General features: G+C 68.7%; 14 protein-coding genes. 12 read left to right on the forward strand and 2 right to left on the reverse strand.

Annotated features, from left to right (window positions below):
• Positions 1-126: 126 nt before the first annotated feature.
• Entirely contained in the window at positions 127-4,080 is a 3,954-nt protein-coding gene (locus ACWD04_RS20660; RefSeq protein ID WP_451133906.1) for a glycoside hydrolase family 2 TIM barrel-domain containing protein, read from the reverse strand.
• Positions 4,081-4,466: 386 nt separating this feature from the next.
• On the opposite strand from ACWD04_RS20660, the gene ACWD04_RS20665 reads away from it, so the two are divergent.
• Together ACWD04_RS20665 and ACWD04_RS20670 are read left to right on the forward strand one after the other, a co-directional pair.
• Positions 4,467-5,537: a DNA polymerase III subunit beta family protein gene (locus tag ACWD04_RS20665; RefSeq protein WP_451133908.1), complete on the forward strand. Its 1,071-nt coding sequence runs from the start codon at positions 4,467-4,469 to the stop codon at positions 5,535-5,537.
• Between the two features lie 21 nt (positions 5,538-5,558).
• The gene (locus ACWD04_RS20670; protein WP_451133910.1) at positions 5,559-6,068 is read left to right on the forward strand and encodes a hypothetical protein; all 510 of its coding nucleotides are present in this window, start codon (positions 5,559-5,561) and stop codon (positions 6,066-6,068) included.
• 503 nt (positions 6,069-6,571) lie between these two features.
• On the opposite strand, the gene ACWD04_RS20675 is transcribed toward ACWD04_RS20670, so the two are convergent.
• Positions 6,572-7,027 (reverse strand): peptidoglycan-binding domain-containing protein, encoded by a 456-nt coding sequence (locus tag ACWD04_RS20675; RefSeq protein ID WP_451133912.1) that lies wholly within the window; start codon positions 7,025-7,027, stop codon positions 6,572-6,574.
• 404 nt (positions 7,028-7,431) lie between these two features.
• On the opposite strand from ACWD04_RS20675, the gene ACWD04_RS20680 reads away from it, so the two are divergent.
• From ACWD04_RS20680 to ACWD04_RS20725, 10 genes are all read left to right on the forward strand, one after another.
• Positions 7,432-7,974, forward strand: coding sequence for a GNAT family N-acetyltransferase (locus ACWD04_RS20680; RefSeq protein ID WP_451133914.1), 543 nt, complete (start codon positions 7,432-7,434; stop codon positions 7,972-7,974).
• Between the two features lie 131 nt (positions 7,975-8,105).
• Positions 8,106-8,267 (forward strand): hypothetical protein, encoded by a 162-nt coding sequence (locus ACWD04_RS20685; RefSeq protein WP_451133916.1) that lies wholly within the window; start codon positions 8,106-8,108, stop codon positions 8,265-8,267.
• A gap of 114 nt (positions 8,268-8,381) precedes the next feature.
• The gene (locus ACWD04_RS20690) at positions 8,382-9,584 is read left to right on the forward strand and encodes a JmjC domain-containing protein (protein ID WP_451133918.1); all 1,203 of its coding nucleotides are present in this window, start codon (positions 8,382-8,384) and stop codon (positions 9,582-9,584) included.
• A complete protein-coding gene (locus ACWD04_RS20695; protein ID WP_451133920.1) occupies positions 9,581-10,534 on the forward strand; it encodes an arginase family protein in 954 nt (317 codons plus the stop codon). The genes ACWD04_RS20690 and ACWD04_RS20695 overlap by 4 nt, the downstream gene beginning before the upstream one ends.
• On the forward strand, positions 10,531-12,258 hold the full coding sequence (locus ACWD04_RS20700) for a radical SAM protein (RefSeq protein ID WP_451133922.1): 1,728 nt from the start codon (positions 10,531-10,533) through the stop codon (positions 12,256-12,258). The genes ACWD04_RS20695 and ACWD04_RS20700 overlap by 4 nt, the downstream gene beginning before the upstream one ends.
• Entirely contained in the window at positions 12,239-13,027 is a 789-nt protein-coding gene (locus ACWD04_RS20705) for a cupin-like domain-containing protein (RefSeq protein WP_451133924.1), read from the forward strand. Before ACWD04_RS20700 ends, ACWD04_RS20705 begins: the two co-directional genes overlap by 20 nt.
• Positions 13,024-13,809, forward strand: coding sequence for an aldo/keto reductase (locus ACWD04_RS20710; protein ID WP_451133926.1), 786 nt, complete (start codon positions 13,024-13,026; stop codon positions 13,807-13,809). Before ACWD04_RS20705 ends, ACWD04_RS20710 begins: the two co-directional genes overlap by 4 nt.
• Positions 13,806-14,780, forward strand: a complete 975-nt coding sequence (locus ACWD04_RS20715; protein WP_451133928.1) for an ATP-binding cassette domain-containing protein — start codon at positions 13,806-13,808, stop codon at positions 14,778-14,780. The genes ACWD04_RS20710 and ACWD04_RS20715 overlap by 4 nt, the downstream gene beginning before the upstream one ends.
• On the forward strand, positions 14,780-15,595 hold the full coding sequence (locus tag ACWD04_RS20720; protein WP_451133930.1) for an ABC-2 family transporter protein: 816 nt from the start codon (positions 14,780-14,782) through the stop codon (positions 15,593-15,595). Before ACWD04_RS20715 ends, ACWD04_RS20720 begins: the two co-directional genes overlap by 1 nt.
• The gene (locus ACWD04_RS20725) at positions 15,588-16,394 is read left to right on the forward strand and encodes an ABC transporter permease (RefSeq protein ID WP_451133932.1); all 807 of its coding nucleotides are present in this window, start codon (positions 15,588-15,590) and stop codon (positions 16,392-16,394) included. Before ACWD04_RS20720 ends, ACWD04_RS20725 begins: the two co-directional genes overlap by 8 nt.
• The last annotated feature ends 9 nt before the right edge of the window (positions 16,395-16,403 follow it).

The following is a 16,403-nucleotide window of genomic DNA, read 5'->3' on the forward strand; positions in this document are numbered from 1 at the left end:
CCTGCACGTAGAAAGTGCCCTCCGCCTGGACCGACAGAACCCCTCAGCAAGGTTCATCGTCCCAGGTCAGGAAGGCACTTTCGCGTTTCCCCCCCAAGCCAGGCGTACCCAAGTGAAACGGCGAGGCTAGGCGGAGAACTCCGTCGCCGTCGTCCGCCGCGACGCGTCCATCGCGCCGTCCCGGTCGGTCAGCGGGCGCAGCCGGTAGCTGTAGGAGTAATCCTTGTCCGCGAAGAGTTTGTACTCGTCGTGCGTGTGCGCGCCCCAGCTGTCGTCACCGCCCACCCCCATCTGCCGGTGATTCAGCCGCAGGACGACGTCGTTCCGCGGGTTCAGCTGGTAGTCGTGGCGGGCGCCCGCCGACAGGTCCTCCGGCGTGAAATGCGAGGCGTTGACCTCGAGCAGCTGTTCGCCGGAGGCGAGCAGCCCCTTGCCACTGGCGTCCGTCAGCGCCACCCACCGCACGTCTGTCTTGTTGCCGTTCTCCTGCGGGCGGACGTAGGGGGTCCACTGTTCGGAGACGGTGCCGGAGTACACGCCCACATCGGTGCCGTTGTTGCGGTCCCAGTGGTTCTCGTGCGGGCCGCGGCCGTAGTAGTGCAGGTGTTCCAGACGGCCGGGCAGAAAGAGCAGGGTGCCGACCTCCGGGATGTACGGGAGACCCGTGCCCGGGTGCAGGGTGTGGTCGACCTTGATCTCGCCGTTGCCGAACACCGTGTACGTAGTGGTGTAGGTGGACTCCGTAGAGGTGGGCAGGATGCCGCTGACGGTGATCTCGACGGCCCGGTCGCGCAGTCCGCGTACCGTGAAGCCGGTCACCTCCCGGTCGCTGCCCGCGTAGCGCCAGGTGCCGTTCCGGCCGGGCTGGCCGTTGCCGACGTCGTTGTCGGTGGGTGCCCGCCAGAAGTTCGGGGCGGGACCCGAGGTGATCAGCCGGTCGCCGCCCGCCTCGTAGGAGGTGATGACACCGCTGCTCCGGTCGACGGTGACGGAGAAGTCCTCACCGGTCACCGTCACGGCGCCGTCGCCGTCCCGGTAGCTAAGCGCCCCTACGGAGTCCAGCGGCTGAGGCGTCACGGCCGGGCTGCCGGCGTCGAGGGGGAGCTGTTGTGCGGCCACCTCGAACCCGGCCTTCGCCCACTTCGTGGGCTCCTTCGTGGTGAACGTCAGCTGGAGGAAGTATTCCGTGCCCGGCGCCGGGTCGTCGGGCATGGTGAAGGGGACGGTGATGGCCTTGCTGGTCAGGGGGGCGATGTCGAGCTGGGCGCGGGTCAGCTTCCCGCGCTGTACCGCCTTGCCGTCGGCGACCACGGCCCAGCTGCCTTCGAGCGCACGGAGGTTGGTGAACAGATACTCGTTGGTGACGGTGATCAGCCGGGCGTCCGCGTCGCCTTCGGTGGCCGCCACGTCGACCGCCTGGAGAACCCGCTTGATCTCCGCGGCCTTGCCGGTGTACCCACGGTCGGCGGTGACGATGCCGTCGGCGCTGAAACTGCCGTCGTTCGGGTTGTCGCCGAAGTCACCGCCGTAGGCGTAGAACGTCGGCTCGGAGGGCCGGATCTCCTTGAAGTCGACGGTGGCGGCGTCGAACCAGAGTCGCACGTCGTCGTCGCCCGGGCCGCGGGAGCGGGACGCGAGGTCGGCCGCGGTCAGGGCCCGGGCGTAGACGCGCGCCCGCCGGATGGTGCCACTGAACTCGCGGGTCCAGTTGTCCGCGTCGGTGGCGAGCGCGACCGGCGCGTTGTTGCTGTCGGGACGCTGGGGAGCGGCCCGGGTGGCCTTGACCTCGCCGTCGACATAAAGGGTCAGCGTGGCCGCCGCCGCGTCGAAGACGCCCGCGATGTGGTGTTCGGTGCCGGTCCAGCCCTGCGGCACCGCCCAGCTCGCGGTGATCCACCGGCCGCCGGAGTGGATGAAGAACTCCAGGTCGCCGTCGGTCTGCTTGAGCGCGTACTGGGTGTCGCCCTTGGCGAGGATGGGCTGGTGACTGCCGCTCACCTTCTGCGTGATCCACGCCTCCAGGGTCAACGAGCCGGTGATGTCGAGGCCTGCGTGGCGTCCGAAGACCGTGCCCCCGGATACGCCCGTGTCCCTGTCGAAGCTGCCGCTGGGGGCGAGGATCTCCCCGCTCACCGCACCGGGGCCGGTTTCCGTGAACATCTTGCGTGTCGGCGTGGGCCAGGTGAGTGCCTGGTCGGCGAAGTCCCAGATCCAGCCGCCCTGAAGGACATCGAAGCGGCGGATGATGTCCCAGTATTTCTTGAAGTTGCCGCTTGAGTTGCCCATTGCGTGGGAGTACTCGATCAGGACGAACGGCCGGGTGTCGGTGGTGTCCTTGGCACGCTGCTCGACCTGGGCCGGCTTGGTGTACATCTCCGAGCGGATGTCGCTGATCCCAGGACGGTCGTCGCCCTCGTACTGGATGACACGCGTGGAATCGTAGGAACGGATCCAGTCGTACATGGCCACGAAGGCGGAGCCGGTGCCGGCCTCGTTGCCGAGTGACCAGATGACGGCGGACGCGTGGTTCTTGTCGCGGTGGACCATGTTCTTGGCGCGGGCCACGCACGCCTCGGTCCAGTCGGGGTGGCTGCCGGGGTAGGAATCACGGATGCCATGCGTCTCGAGGTTGGTCTCGTCCACCAGGTACAGGCCGTATTCGTCCGCCAGCTCCAGCCAGAGCGGGTTGTTGGGGTAGTGGGAGGTACGGACGGTGTTCAGGTTCAGCCGCTTGACGGTTTCGATGTCCTTGACCATGTCCGCCCGGGTGAGCGACATGCCGCGCTCGGGGTGCATCTCGTGCCGGTTCGTGCCGCGCAGGGAAACGGGCTTGCCGTTGATACGCATCAGCCCGTCAGTGAGGGCGAACTCACGGAAGCCCACCCGGTGCGACAGTGTCTCGGTCACCCTGCCCGCCGGGTCACGCAACCGCAGTACGGCGGTGTAGAGGTTCGGGTGCTCGGCGGACCACAGTTCCGGCCTCGTCACGGTCTTGGCCGCCTGCACGGTCACGTCTCCGCCGGCCGGGGCGGAGACGACATCGGCGGTCTGCCGCAGCGGGCGGGACCAGACCGGATGGCCGTCGGCGTCGTAGAGCTGGGTTTCGACGGTGTACGTCTCTTTCCCGGCGGCGACGTCGCCGTAGGCACGCACGGAGGCGGTGACGGACAGCTCGGCGGTGGTGTAGCCGTCGCTGAGCGGGGTGTCGAGCTTGAAGTCCCGCAGATGGACGGTGGGGGTGGAGAAGAGGTGGACCGAGCGGAAGATTCCGCTCAGCCGGATCATGTCCTGGTCCTCCATCCAGTCACCGTCGGAGAATCGGTAGACCTCCACCGCGATCTGGTTGCGGCCTTGTTCGAGGTACGGAGTGATGTCGTACTCGGCGGAGGTGTAGGAGTCCTCGCGGTAACCCACCGGCTTACCGTTGATCCACACGTAGTGGGCGGACTTCACCCCCTCGAAGTGCAGGAACACCTGCCGTCCCGCCCACTTCCGCGGAACGTCGAACGTGCGGCGGTACTGACCGACGGGGTTGTAGCGGGTCGGTGCGAAGGGCGGCTGCGCTTCCTCGCCCTGGCCGTTGGCACCCCACCAGGGATACGTGATGTTGGCGTAGATCGGGAAGTCGTAGCCGTGCAACTGCCAGCAGGACGGCACCGGGATGGTGTCCCAGGACTGATCGTCGAGATCGGTCCGGTGGAAGTCGGGGTCGCGGTCGTCGGGGCGGTCGGCGTAGGCGAACTTCCACGTCCCGTCGAGGTCGAGCCGATACGGGGAGCGTGTCCGGTCACCGGCCAGGGCCTGGTCGACGTCCCTGTACGGCATGAGCGTGGTGTGGGGCGGCTCGGAGCCGACGTCGAAGAGCGCGATGTTGTTGTTCCACTCCGGGTAGCCGTTGGCCGGCGGGCCGCCGGCGGTGGGGGCGGAGTCGGCACGTGCGGCCGTGCCTGCGGGGACGGCTGCCGGGAGGGTGGAGAGGACGAGCGCGCCGAATCCGGCGGCCCCGCCCTCCAGGAGCCGACGGCGGCTGACGCTCCGGGGCAGGCGGGGCGGCTGGTGCGAGGAAGACGAGTGCTGCATGACAGTGGACCCCTTGGGAAGGCCGTACTGCGTGCACCGGTGCGGCGCACAGCGCGTAGGCGTGTCGTGTTCCGGTCGATGTCGTCGCGGTACTCACGGGAGTTCATGGCCCGGAGCTGCCCCGGTGGCCGCCTTGGCCGGCCCGACTGCGTTTGCCGCTGTCCGTCGGAGCGCTGCTGGTCCTCATGTCGATGCGGCTCCTCACGGGGGAAGTTGCCTCTTCGTCACGTTCGAAATTTCGTCTTGCGTCCGAAATCCTGCCGCGACGGTAGTGACGGGTGGTGAAGGTGTCAACGGTGCCGTTCCGCCGGGGCGATCGGCGAGGCCGGCGGCGGCGCTGCTCGTGGTGTTGACCTTCGAGCTGGTTGAAGCTCGATGATGGCTCGGTGCCGAATTCTGAACTGATGCCCATCGGGGTCTTCGCCCGACGCAGTGGTCTGACCTCCAGCGCGTTGCGGTTCTACGCCGACTCCGGGCTGCTGAACCCCGCCGAGACCGACTCGGCCTCGGGCTACCGCTACTACAGCGCTGACCAGGTGGCGCGAGCGACCGTGCTGCGTCAGCTCCGCGAGATCGCCATGCCCCTCGCCGCTGTCGAGGCTGTCCTCGACGCGGGGGCCGCCGAGGCGTCCCGGCTGGTGGACGAGCATGTCGCGAAGGTCGTCGGGGACGCCGCAGCGGCGCAGCAGAGGGCCGCGCTCATCAAGCCCGCGCTCGGCGACGTGCCGAGTCTGCCGATTGCGGTGCTGAAGGGCCCGGTGCTGGCGGCCGCGGTCGAACAGGTCCTGACCGCGACCGCACGTGAGCCGGGGATGCCGGTACTCGCCGGCCTGCGCGTCGAGGCGGGTCATGAGGCCGTCACCCTGACCTCGACCGACCGGTACCGGCTCTCCACCCGGAGCCTGGTGCCGGCCGGACCGCCGAGTCGGACATGGGCCGGTACGGTCGACGGGGACGAGCTGCGGGCCGCGGTCGCCGAGATCCGCCGCAGTACGCTGGTGCGCCTCGAAGCGGTGCCGCACGGGATGTGGCTCCGGGTGGCCGAGCGGGAGGACCGGCATTGCCGGCTGCTGCCCGGGGAGTTCCCCGACTACCGCCTGATGTTGACGTCCCTGGGTGAGGTCACCACCCGTGTGACGGTTTCGAAGGGCCTGTTCCTGCGAGCCCTGGAAGAACACTCCGGGGAACGCGTCGCGCTCCACATAGCCGGCCACGGGATGTACGTCCGGTCAGCCGACGGCGAGCACCCCGGCATCCCGCTCCCGGCTACCTCGACGGGGCCGGCCCTTCGGATCTGGTTCGAGCTGACCACGCTCTATCCCGCCGTGAGTACCGCGATCGGCCCCGACGTGATGCTCGACCTGAGAGGACACGACCAGCCCGTCACGATCCGCTCCGCCGACCGTGGCGATCTCACCACCCTGGCCATGCCGGTCAAGTCCCGCCACTCTGCCTGAGAAGAATTCGAGGACCACACCATGACCACCGCACCCGCCGACCCCGACCCGACCATGGAAGCCATCGGCCAGGCCGTCACCGAGGGCCGAGCCGGAGACGTCACCGCCGCCCGCCGGAAACTGCTGAGCCTGTGGTCCGCGATCGGTGTCACCGGCGACCCGCTGCACCGCTGCTCCCTCGCTCACTACCTGGCGGATCTCTACGAAGATCCCGCACAGGCCCTGGCATGGGACACCCGCGCCCTGGACGCTGCCGACGCCGTGACCGAGCAGCGCGTCCAAGAGCACCACACCAGCCTGCACATCGCCGGCTTCTACCCGTCCCTGCACCTCAATCTCGCCGACAACTACCGCCGTCTGGGCTCCTTCGAAGCAGCCACCGAACACATCGACGCGGCCGGAGCGCACGCCCACGCCCTGCCTCAGAATCCTTACGGTGACCTTCTTCGTGGCGCCGTTCAAGAGGTCGCCGAGGCGATCGCCGGGCGCGACCGCGCACGGCGAGCCTCCGCATCCGGTTCTCCTGCATGACGCACAGGGCACTCGTTCCTGACCGGCCTGTTCCGCGCGTGGCAGGACGGTGCCCGTGATGCAGCTGGAAGGCCGTCGCTCACATGTCCTCGGCGCCTGCCCTGATCGCTTCGCTGATGCGGAAGGCTACGAACGTCCACACCTGGCATTGCCCCCTCTGTGCTCCGACAGGTTGCGGCGAGCGACTCGACTTGATGGAAGGAAGTCCGATGTGAGCATGTCGAATGCGGTTGATGCCCGCGATCTCCGGCACGTCGTACGCCAGAACCTTCGGCAAGGCAGGCAGGGCCTGGATCGCCGCTCTGACCGCGCTCGTCGCACGGTCACTGGACTGTGGGATCTGGAGTGGGACTGCCTCCCGGAACCGGGACAGCGTCGCTGGTGCTACGCGAGAACGGCACGCGCGCGGTCGACATCGGCCTCCACGCCCGCAGCAGACATGCGGCGGCCCGTCCTCTCCCCTTGCCGGAGGACGGGCCGCGACGTGTCTGCGATCGGCCCGCTCAGCAGCGGTGGGCGCCGGAGAAGTTCCAGAACGCGGCCTTGGCCGCCGATCCGGCGACCCCGTCGACGGCAAGGCCGGCGCCGTGGAGGTTCAGGAACCTCTGCAGCGCCTTGATCGTGTCGGTTCCGACGATTGCGTCGACAATACCGGCCTTGTAGCCGAGGTCGTTGAACTTCTCCTGCGCTGCCTTCCAGCTGCTGGTGCCCAGCTGCCCGTCGATCGCGCCGGGGTTGTAACCCGTGCGGCTCAGCCGGCACTGCCAGCTCTTCGCCTGCGCGGTGTCCAGCCCCAGGTTGACCACCGCGAGCGGTGTGACGGCCTCGGCGCCCACCGTCTGCTCCCGTGCCGGTGCGGGAGCCGCCATGGCCGTGCCCGCGGTCGCCAGGCCTCCGACGCCGGACCACGACAGTCCGGCGCGCGCGGCGAATTCCCGGCGCGCGCCGGAGCGCGCCATTCCGTAGCCGCCGGAATTTCCTCCTGTTCCGAAAGTTGGCCGATTCCGTCCCGGGCCGCCCGTTCCAGGACTACGCTCTCGGGCCGCCCGAGTTGTCGATGCGCGTCAGGGCCACTGCATTTCGGTACACTATTTCCGGCCATCGAGCGTGCGGCGTACGCGACAGCGCGGGCTTGGCGCGCGCCCAGAAGCCTTTTGAGGAACCAGAACGCGCCACTCACCCCGTCCGAAGGAAGCCGCTGAGTCCCTAGCCGCAGCGCCAGCATTCTGAGGCGCGCATTGTTCCCCGCCCTGATAAGAAGTCGGCATCGATATTCGGCCCTCGAATGGTGCACCGAACCTCTGACCACGACTTCTGGCCCGCCGCACACCGCAGGGTGATCGAGGACCGTAGGGTGGCGACCGTGGATATTATCTTCCGACGCCTCTCCGCGTCCGAAACCGTGCCCCTGATCCGCTTTCTGACCAGCGAGAAATGGCCCTTCCACAGCGTCAGGGAGGTGGACAGCGAGACCGCAGGCCAGTGGGTCACCGAGGGTCGTTTCGAGAGCGAGGAGAACAGAAGCTTCTGGGTGGTCGTCGACGGGGAGACCGTCGGCCTGGTCCGGCTCATGGACCTGGCGGACGACACACCCCTGTTCGACCTGCGCCTCCGGGCCACGGACCGCGGTCGCGGGATCGGCACGCTGACGGTGACCTGGCTGACCAGGTATCTCTTCGAAGAATTTCCGGAAGTGCGTCGCATCGAGGGCACGACACGGCAGGACAACCGCCCTATGCGACGCGCCCTCCTGCGCTGCGGCTACGCCAAGGAATCGCACTACCGGGACGCGTGGCCGTCCTCGGACGGCACGGTTCACGACGCGGTTGGTTATGCGGTCCTCCGCCGGGACTGGGCGTCCGGAACGGTAACCGCCCCGCAGTGGAACGACGAGCCGTACGACTAGAACATGTTTTCCTGTACAGGAATTATGACCGCGCCCGTAAAACGGACTTCCGGGTATCGCCTCTTGTTCGCCCCACAAAGCCTGTCGTACTCTCGCCGAGAACTGCCGGCAACGTCGCTTTGGAGGCAAACATGGCCGACAACACTGCACGGAACACCTCGGAGCAGGAATTCCCCGAGGTGGAGATCCAGGTTTCCCCCGTGGCCGAGAGGGCGCGGGCAACCTTCGCCAAAACACACAACCGCGCAGGCGTTCCAGACTTCACCCAGATGTTCGGTGAATCGGTGAAGTAGGGACCAGGGTCCTGCGCGTATCGATCCGCAAGGCTTCGGTACGCGCGGGACCGTTTCCCGCATCCCTTCTCTGGAATTTCGCTGTTCGGCGGCGACAAGGGAGAAATCGAGATCATGACGTCACCCGCCTCGGAACTCGGCCGGGCATTGGCGGCCGCATTCGGCCCTGACTTCGCGGTGAAACACCTCAGCACCGACGTGGTGCTCCGGCATCTCGACCCGGAGCTGCTCCGGGAGCACTTCTCCTGGCACGACCTGAACGAGATCCTCTCCCGGGGCCGCGTCGAGCCCGCGGAGCTGAAGCTGTGCACCGGGGGCAGTTCCCTGCCGGAGCACGAATTCACGGTGATGCGGGCCGGCCAACGCGTGGTCGACCTGACCAGGACGTTCTCGCTCATCCGATCCGGCGCCAGCCTCATCATCGACTCGCTGGACCGGATCCACCCTGCGGTCCGCGCCGCGACCGACGATGTCATGCGGATGGTCGGCGAGACCGCCTCGTGTAATCTTTTCGTCACCTTCGACGACTCGCAGGCCTTCGCAAGCCACTTCGACGAGGTGGACACCTTCGTCCTCCAGGTGCTCGGCACCAAGAGCTGGCAGGTGCACGGGCCGTCGGAGGAGCATCCGCTACCGGAGTACGGAGACAGTGATCCGGCCCGCTGCCCGGAGACCGTGCTGTTCGAGAAGACGCTGGAACCGGGCGACGCGATCCATGTGCCCCGCGGCTGGTGGCACACCGTGCGCGGGGGCGGCGAGTTCAGCCTCCACCTGACCTTCGCCTTCACTCGGCGCACCGGTTACGACTGGCTGCGCTGGGTGGCGTACCGAGCTCTCGACAATGTCGACGTGCGGGAGAGCCTGACCCGGGCGGGGACGCCGGAGGAGCAGCGGGCGCAGGCCGAACGGCTCGTCACGGCGTTCGTGAACGAGGCGAAGGGGTCGACGCTGCATGACTTCTTCGGCGCCGAACGGCGCCGGAGCGGCGGCCGGGACATCGCAAGCCTGCCGTGGGACGTGGTGAAGGCACGACCGCCGGCCGAGGCGGTCGTCGAACTGGCGACCGTACTGCCGCCCCTGCTCGAACTCAGGGGTGAACATCTCGTGCTCACCGCCGCGGATCAGGAGTTCGTTCTACCGGCCGCACACCACACGGCATGCGAGGTGCTCGTCCGGACACGACGCCTCGGCATCGGGGAACTGGCCGACCGGGCAGGCACCTCCGCGGCCGCCGTATCGGTTCTGGTCTCAGCGTTGTTACGGGCTCGCCTGGTCACTGTCGCCGACGGCCGGACCGACGGGTGGCGGGACTCTTGACATACACCTCGATCCGGCCCGGTGCGGGCGCGTTGGGGCTTCCTGCGGCCGACATCGACTCCGTTGTATCGGGCTCCCTGGTCGCCGACGCGGTGATCATGGGATTGCCGTTCGACGCCGGTGTGACGGGCGTGCCGGGCCAGCGCCACGGACCGGAGATCTTCCGCAAGCTCAGCCCCGGCCATGACTGGAGCGTCGATGATGACGGAGCACTGGGCGGGCTGATCGACCCGTTGACCGGTGGGCCGGTGCTCGCCGGCCGCCGGGTGTTCGACCTCGGCGACCTCGGGGCAGTACCGATCGACCCCCGGGTGGGCCGGGCCGCCTACTACCGGGCGCTGACCGGTCTCACTGAACGGCTCGCCCGGACGGGGGCGATCCCCCTGTTCGTCGGAGGGGACCACAGCCTCTCCGCCCCTGTGGTCACGGGGCTGACGGCCGAGCACGGACCGGTGCGAGTCGTGTGCTTCGATGCCCACTGCGACTTCAGCGCCCGGCCGATGCCCGGCGTCACCGACATCACCCACGGCGACTTCCTGGGCCACCTGTTCCAGACGGGCGTGGTCACCGCGTGCGAGCTGTACGGCGTACGGACCTACCTGCCTGCCTCCTGCGGCCCTCTGCCGAAGAGCCTGCGCTGCCTCTACGAGTACGGCTTCCCCGAGCCGGCGGACCACGGGGACGACGGCCCGACGTATCTGTCGGTCGACCTCGACGTGATCGACCCCACGGAGTTCCCTGCGACCGGACACCCGGAAGCCGGTGGCTACCGCCTGCGGGAACTGCTCGCCGCCATCGAGCACGTCTGCCGTACGCGGCGCGTGGTCGCCGTCGACATCGTGGAGGCCCTCCAGGACGACCGCGAGAACCGTGCGACGAGCGCGGCGATCTCCGCGCTCGTCATGAGCTGCCTGCGGGCACTGCTGGACGACCGAGCGAGGGGCAGATGAGCACAAACACGGCAGACCAGAAGCGAACCCGCCGCCTGCACGACTGGCAGATCGAACTGATCGAGCGGACGGACCGGCCCGACATCCGGACGCACGAGGGGTCCGCCACCGGGGCCAACCCGGGGGAACAAGATGTGACGATCCGTCATGAGCGTGGCCGCACCTGGCTCTACAAGGTGTGGGAGAGCGACCGGCACGTGGGGCGCTTCCACCTGTACGCGCCTGCCACCGGAAGAGTCCACGAGATCACCTCCCGCCAGGCCGCGTTGCTTCGCGCCGCGAGCTGGGACCCGCCCGCCCAGGGAGGGGCCCAGGGGCCTTCGGCCGCGCGCGTCGAGGCCGGGTTCCCCGAGGCCGAGATCGCAGAGCTCGCCGCGCTGGTCAGGCCGTTCGACGGAGCCGGCTGGCAGTTCCCGGATCTGCCGCAGGACGCGCGTCTCGAGCAGCCGCGGGTCCGGGTACTCATGCTCAACCCCACGGAGCAGTGCAACATCCGCTGCACGTACTGCTATTACGGCGGCGCCTATCCAGGGACCCGCCCGCACCGTACGGCTTCCCCCGAGACCGACATGGTGCGGGCGGCGATCGACCTGTTCGTCACCGGAGAGGAGCGGCTGGAGCCCGCGCAACGGGCGGTCTATTTCTTCGGCGGTGAGCCGCTGCTGGCGTTCGACCAGTTGAGGACGGCCGTACTTGCCCTGAAGGAGCGGAAGAAGGAGGTCGACTCACGGCTGGAGAACCTCATCATCCAGGTCAACTCCAACGGCATGCTGCTGTCCCCGGAGATCGTCGACTTCCTGGTCGAGCACGACATCTACCTCAACATCTCGATCGACGGCCCCAATCACGACCGTTACCGGATCGACTCGCGAGGCAAGGGAACCCATGACCGGGTACGGGAGCGGGCCGACTGGCTGGCGGACAACTGGCCCGAGTACTTCGCCTCGCGCGTCGCCGTCATCTGCGTCCTGTCGGCGCCGCTCGACGAGGCCGCCCTGTACCGGTACTTCAGCGAGTGGCCGACCGCGCTGCGGGCGTTGGCCTGGGACTTCGACCTGCTGCTGCCGGGAGGTGAGGAGTCGTACTCGGACTTCCAGCAGATGTTCGCCGAGCAGCGCCGGGTCTGGGACCTTTTCGTGGCGTCGCACCGGCTGCCGTACGACGAGCGGGAGCAGTCGGGCCGGTATCGCTTCGCCTTCAGCCACGGCTTCCTCCACCGTTCCTTCCACCGGGCCCTGAACCAGCCCGAACGGGACGGCGGTCCACGGCTCGGACATCTGCTGGGTGTCCAGCTCGTTCCGGGGAACGAGTACCTCGTCCTCGGCTCGGACGGCACCCTCTACTCGTCGTACGAATTCCAGTCCCCGGACTTCGCCGTCGGCCACACCGACCGGGGCGTCGACCCGCTGGCCGGGGTGGAGCAGCTCGGCATGTTCCGCGACGCAGTGCAGGCCGGTTCCTGCCGGACCTGCTGGGCGGCGCCGATGTGCACGGTGACCGTGCCGGAGGCGCCCTTCAGGGCGTCGGACCCGGCCGGGACCGTACGCGAGAAGGTGACGGCGAAGCGGGCGCGCTGCGTGTCGGAGCGGGAGAACCTCGTACAGGGCCTGCGCGCGCGGACCGACATCGAGAACGCCTTCGGGGCCCAGGCACTTCGGGGGCACCGCGAGGACTGGGCCCGCCAGGCGGAGGGGGGCAGCCGCGTTGACTACTTCAACGCCTGACAACGCCGGTACGGCCGCTCAGGTGTGCGGCGACCGGCCCACCGTACTGCGCGGAGCCGGCCGGGACTGGCCGGTCCGCGCCGCGCTGAGGGAGGCACGCCTGCGGGAGCTCGCCGACCGCCCTGTGGTGGCGGAGGACTCCGAGCGCCGGGCGGTGACCGTAAGGCTGCGGGAGATGCTCGACGAGCTCGGGGCCACTCGTCCACGGGGACTCTACCTGCGCAACCAGCTGGTCTCGGAGTTCGAACCGGAGCTGTGGAAGCTCGTCCCGCGCGAGGTCCGCCGGTTGAACTGGCTGCTGGCGCTGCCCGCGGACGTACGCCCGGACTGGGTGTGGCTGATGATCGGCGGGGCCGGCACCAGCTCTCCCCTGCATGTCGACACGATGGCGAGCTCCGCATGGAACCTGCTCTGCTCAGGGCGCAAGAGATGGACCTTCCACCCTCCCGACCGCGCCGAGGAGTGGCATCTGCTGCCTCCCGGCTGCAGCAGCGTTCCGGGAGGGTACGGCGGGGAGGGTGTCACCTTGGTCCAAGTGCCGGGAGACATCGTGGTGACGCCCAGCGGTTGGGCCCACGAGGTGCACAACCTCACGGGTACCGTCTCCGTCACCGCCAACTTCATCAACCGGTCCAACCTCGACTTCGCGAAGCGGTACTTCGAGGTGCTCGGGGACGTGGCGAACCACGCGGTGCTCACGACGGTCGGCGCGACGTTCGAGCAGCTCGACGGCAGGACCGGCGGCGACGGCGGGAGCCGTGCCCGGTGAGCGGGGGAACCCTGCCGTTCGGCCTGCCTCCGGTGAGCCTGGGCACCTGGCAGATGTGGGGCCGGGCGGCGAGCCGTGGGGTGCAGGAGGCCGTCGACCTCGGATACCGGTGCGTCGATACCGCCACCGGGTACGACAACGAGCAGGCGGTGGGGGTCGGAATCCGAGCCTCCGGCATCGAGCGCGACGACCTGCTGATCGTCACCAAGTTCCCCGAAGAGAACGCCGGACGGGAACGCGAGACGCTGTTGCGCAGCCTGGACCTGCTCGGCGTGGAGTACTTGGACCTCTGGCTGATTCACGGACCGTTGGACGCCGACGGGTCCCTGGCCGTGTGGGAACGCTTCATCGAGGCCCGGGAGGCGGGCCTGGTCCGTGCCATCGGCGTGAGTAACTTCCGGACCGCCCAGGTGGACGACCTCGTCGCCCGCTCAGGCGTCGTGCCCGCGGTCAACCAGGTTGCCTTCGGTCCCGGCTGCTTCGACCCCGCGCTCGCTCCGCACCACGCCGCCCTCGGGATCGAGGTCCAGGGACACAGCCCGTTCAGCGACAACGACCTGAGGCATCCCGTACTGCGGGCCACCGCCGGGCGTCACGGCCGCGGCGTCCATCAGGTTCTGCTGCGCTGGCACCTCGAACACGGTGTCCCCGTCGTGGCCAAGGCTGCCTCCCGCGCGCACCTCACCGCGAACCTCGAGGTCTGCGAGTTCTCCCTGCCCCCCGCCGAAGTGACGGCGATCGACCGCATCGCCGACGACGTGTCGACAGGGGCGTCCCCGTGAGAGTCCAGCTGGAATCCGTGCACCGCTCCTACCGGGTGCGCCGCCCGCCGGCAACCGGCAGTCGCCTCGTCCGCCTGCTCCGCAGGGTCAACGGCGAGGTGGAGGCGTTGCGGGGGATCGACCTGCGGGTCGACGAGGGCGAGGCGGTCGGGTACATCGGGCTCAACGGAGCCGGCAAGTCCACCACCATGAAACTCCTCGCCGGAATCCTCACGCCGACCGCCGGCCGGGTCACCGTGGACGGCCGCGATCCGCACGGCGACCGTCGGCGCCTCTGCGCCGAGCTCGGGTATCTCGCGGCTCAGCGGGCAAGTCTCTGGTGGGACCTGCCGGTGAAGGATTCCTACGAGCTGCTCCGGCGGGTCTACGACATCGAGCCGGCTGTCTACCGGCGCCGCCGCGAGCACCTCGTGGCCCGCCTCGACATCGGGCGGTACCTCGACACCCCGGTGCGCGAACTCTCCCTCGGCAACCGGACCCGGGCCGAACTGGTGGGCACGTTGCTCCACGCTCCGCGTCTGCTGCTGCTCGACGAACCGACCATCGGCCTCGACATCTTCGCGCGGGAGGCCATCTGCGACGTCCTGCGCGACCTTCGCCAGGACACCGCGCCGACCGTCCTCATGGCCAGCCACGACCTGCGGGACGTGGAGGCGATCTGCGACCGGATCGTCATGATCGACGACGGCCGGCTGGTGTACGACGGGCAGATCGACGAACTGCGCGCGCTCGGCGGCGGCCATCGCAAGCTCGTGATCCACCACGCGCCTGGCCATCGGCTGCCCCCGCTGCCCGGACCGGCCCAGGCCGTGGAGCGGACCCGCACGATCACCACGTACCTCTTCAGTCAGGGAGAGCTGCCCGGCGAGCTCCTCGCAGCGCTGTTCTCCGACCCGCAGGTCGACGACGTCCAGATCGAGGCTCCGAGCCTGGAGACCCTCATCAAGGACCTCTACGTGGGGGGCGCGTGATGGCCGCCGTGCGGCGGTGGTGGCGGACCCACCGGGCCATCGCCGGCATGCAGGTGAAACTGGCCTTCCACTACCGGACCAGAGCGTTCGCGCAAGGGATCGGCGCCCTCCTGCTGATCGGCCTTCAGGTCGCCCTCTGGAGTGCCGTCTACGCGGGCGGCGACGACTCCGCGCGGGCCGACTGGCTGACCCTGCACCAGACGACGGTGTACGCGGCGGCCGGAACCATCTGGGTGCTCTGCGTGCCGGGACTCGCGCTGGCCCGGCAACTGGAGGGGAAGATCAGGGACGGGCGGATCGTGACCGAACTGCTGCTGCCCACCGGGTTCCTGTCGCAGTGGCTCTCCTCCGCCCTGGGCCGCACGCTCGGCGTCACCGCACTCGTCGGCGTGCCCGCGGTGTTCGCCGGAGGAGTGCTGCTGTACCCCTTCACCCTCGATCCCGCCTACGCCGGGCGCCTGGTACTGACGTCCGCCATCGCCTTCGTCATTCTGTTCGACTTCAGCTATCTGATCGGTCTGTCGGCGTTCTTCATCCGACGTGTCGAGGGCCTCAACGAGATCCGGGAGGCCCTGCTGCTTCTGCTCGGCGGCTCGATGATGCCGGTCTCGCTGTACCCGCGGGAGCTGCGTGACGCCGCGGTCTGGACCCCGTTCGTGCACGGCTTCTACACTCCCGTCGGCACTCTGGTCCGGGACCCGTTCGTCGACGGCCGGATCATCGCGCTGGGAGCCTGCTGGGCGGTCCTGCTGTCCGGAATCAGCGTGCTGTGCACTCGCGCCGCCCTGCGGAAGCTGGTGATCGCCGGTGGCTGACACCCTGGTCGGGCTGCGGAAGTCCGCCGGAATCGCTCTGCTCGCCACCCGGATGAACTTCCGGAGCCACTTGGTGCACCCGGGTGAGGTCGTGCTCGCGAACATCGGAGCTCTGGTCCAGGCGGTCTCCGGAGCGGCCGTCTTCATGCTGGCCCTCTCCGCGTCGGGCGGCGTCCACGGCTGGACGCTCGCCGAGTGGGCAGCGCTGACGGGATTCACCACGGTGGCCCGCGCGCTGTGGAACACCGTCTTCTTCGGCACGCTCGACATCCCGGACATGGTGCGCAGCGGAGAGCTCGACCACTTCCTGGTCCGTCCGACGAGTCCGCTGGCACTCATTCTGTTCTCGAAGGTCGACACGGACGTCTGGATCGAGATCGTCGTCGGGACAGGCATGCTGGGCAGCGCCCTCTACGTCAGCGGGGCGGACGTCTCCGGGCCGGTACTGATCTTCATCCCGCTGGCGCTGATCGGTTCCGCTCTGGTTCTCGCGGCCATGCACCTCGCCGTCACGGCCCTGTCCTTCTGGTTGCGTCAGGACGCGATGCTGAGCATGCTGATCTGGCGCCTGGACAGCTTCGCGCAGCTGCCGATGAGCTTCTATCCGAAGTGGCTGATGGCCGTGTTCTCCACGGTCGTACCGTTCGCCTTCGTCGGTTATTTCCCCTGCCTCTACATCCTCGGCAAGACTGACTCACCGTTCGTCTGGGCCCTGCCTCTCGCGGGCCCCCTGTTGTTCCTGCCTGCGGTCCTGCTGTGGCGAGGCGGGGTCGACCGCTACGCCGGCACCGGTTCATGAGGAGCCCTG

The organism is Streptomyces sp. NPDC002911 (genome assembly GCF_053591835.1).

Excerpts from the sequence above, each read along its gene's own strand:
- ACWD04_RS20660 (WP_451133906.1), bottom strand. The coding sequence starts at position 4,080 with ATGCAGCACTCGTCTTCCTCGCACCAGCCGCCCCGCCTGCCCCGGAGC.
- ACWD04_RS20670 (WP_451133910.1), top strand. The coding sequence starts at position 5,559 with ATGACCACCGCACCCGCCGACCCCGACCCGACCATGGAAGCCATCGGC.
- ACWD04_RS20675 (WP_451133912.1), bottom strand. The coding sequence starts at position 7,027 with ATGGCGCGCTCCGGCGCGCGCCGGGAATTCGCCGCGCGCGCCGGACTG.
- ACWD04_RS20685 (WP_451133916.1), top strand. The coding sequence starts at position 8,106 with ATGGCCGACAACACTGCACGGAACACCTCGGAGCAGGAATTCCCCGAG.
- ACWD04_RS20690 (WP_451133918.1), top strand. The coding sequence starts at position 8,382 with ATGACGTCACCCGCCTCGGAACTCGGCCGGGCATTGGCGGCCGCATTC.
- ACWD04_RS20700 (WP_451133922.1), top strand. The coding sequence starts at position 10,531 with ATGAGCACAAACACGGCAGACCAGAAGCGAACCCGCCGCCTGCACGAC.
- ACWD04_RS20720 (WP_451133930.1), top strand. The coding sequence starts at position 14,780 with ATGGCCGCCGTGCGGCGGTGGTGGCGGACCCACCGGGCCATCGCCGGC.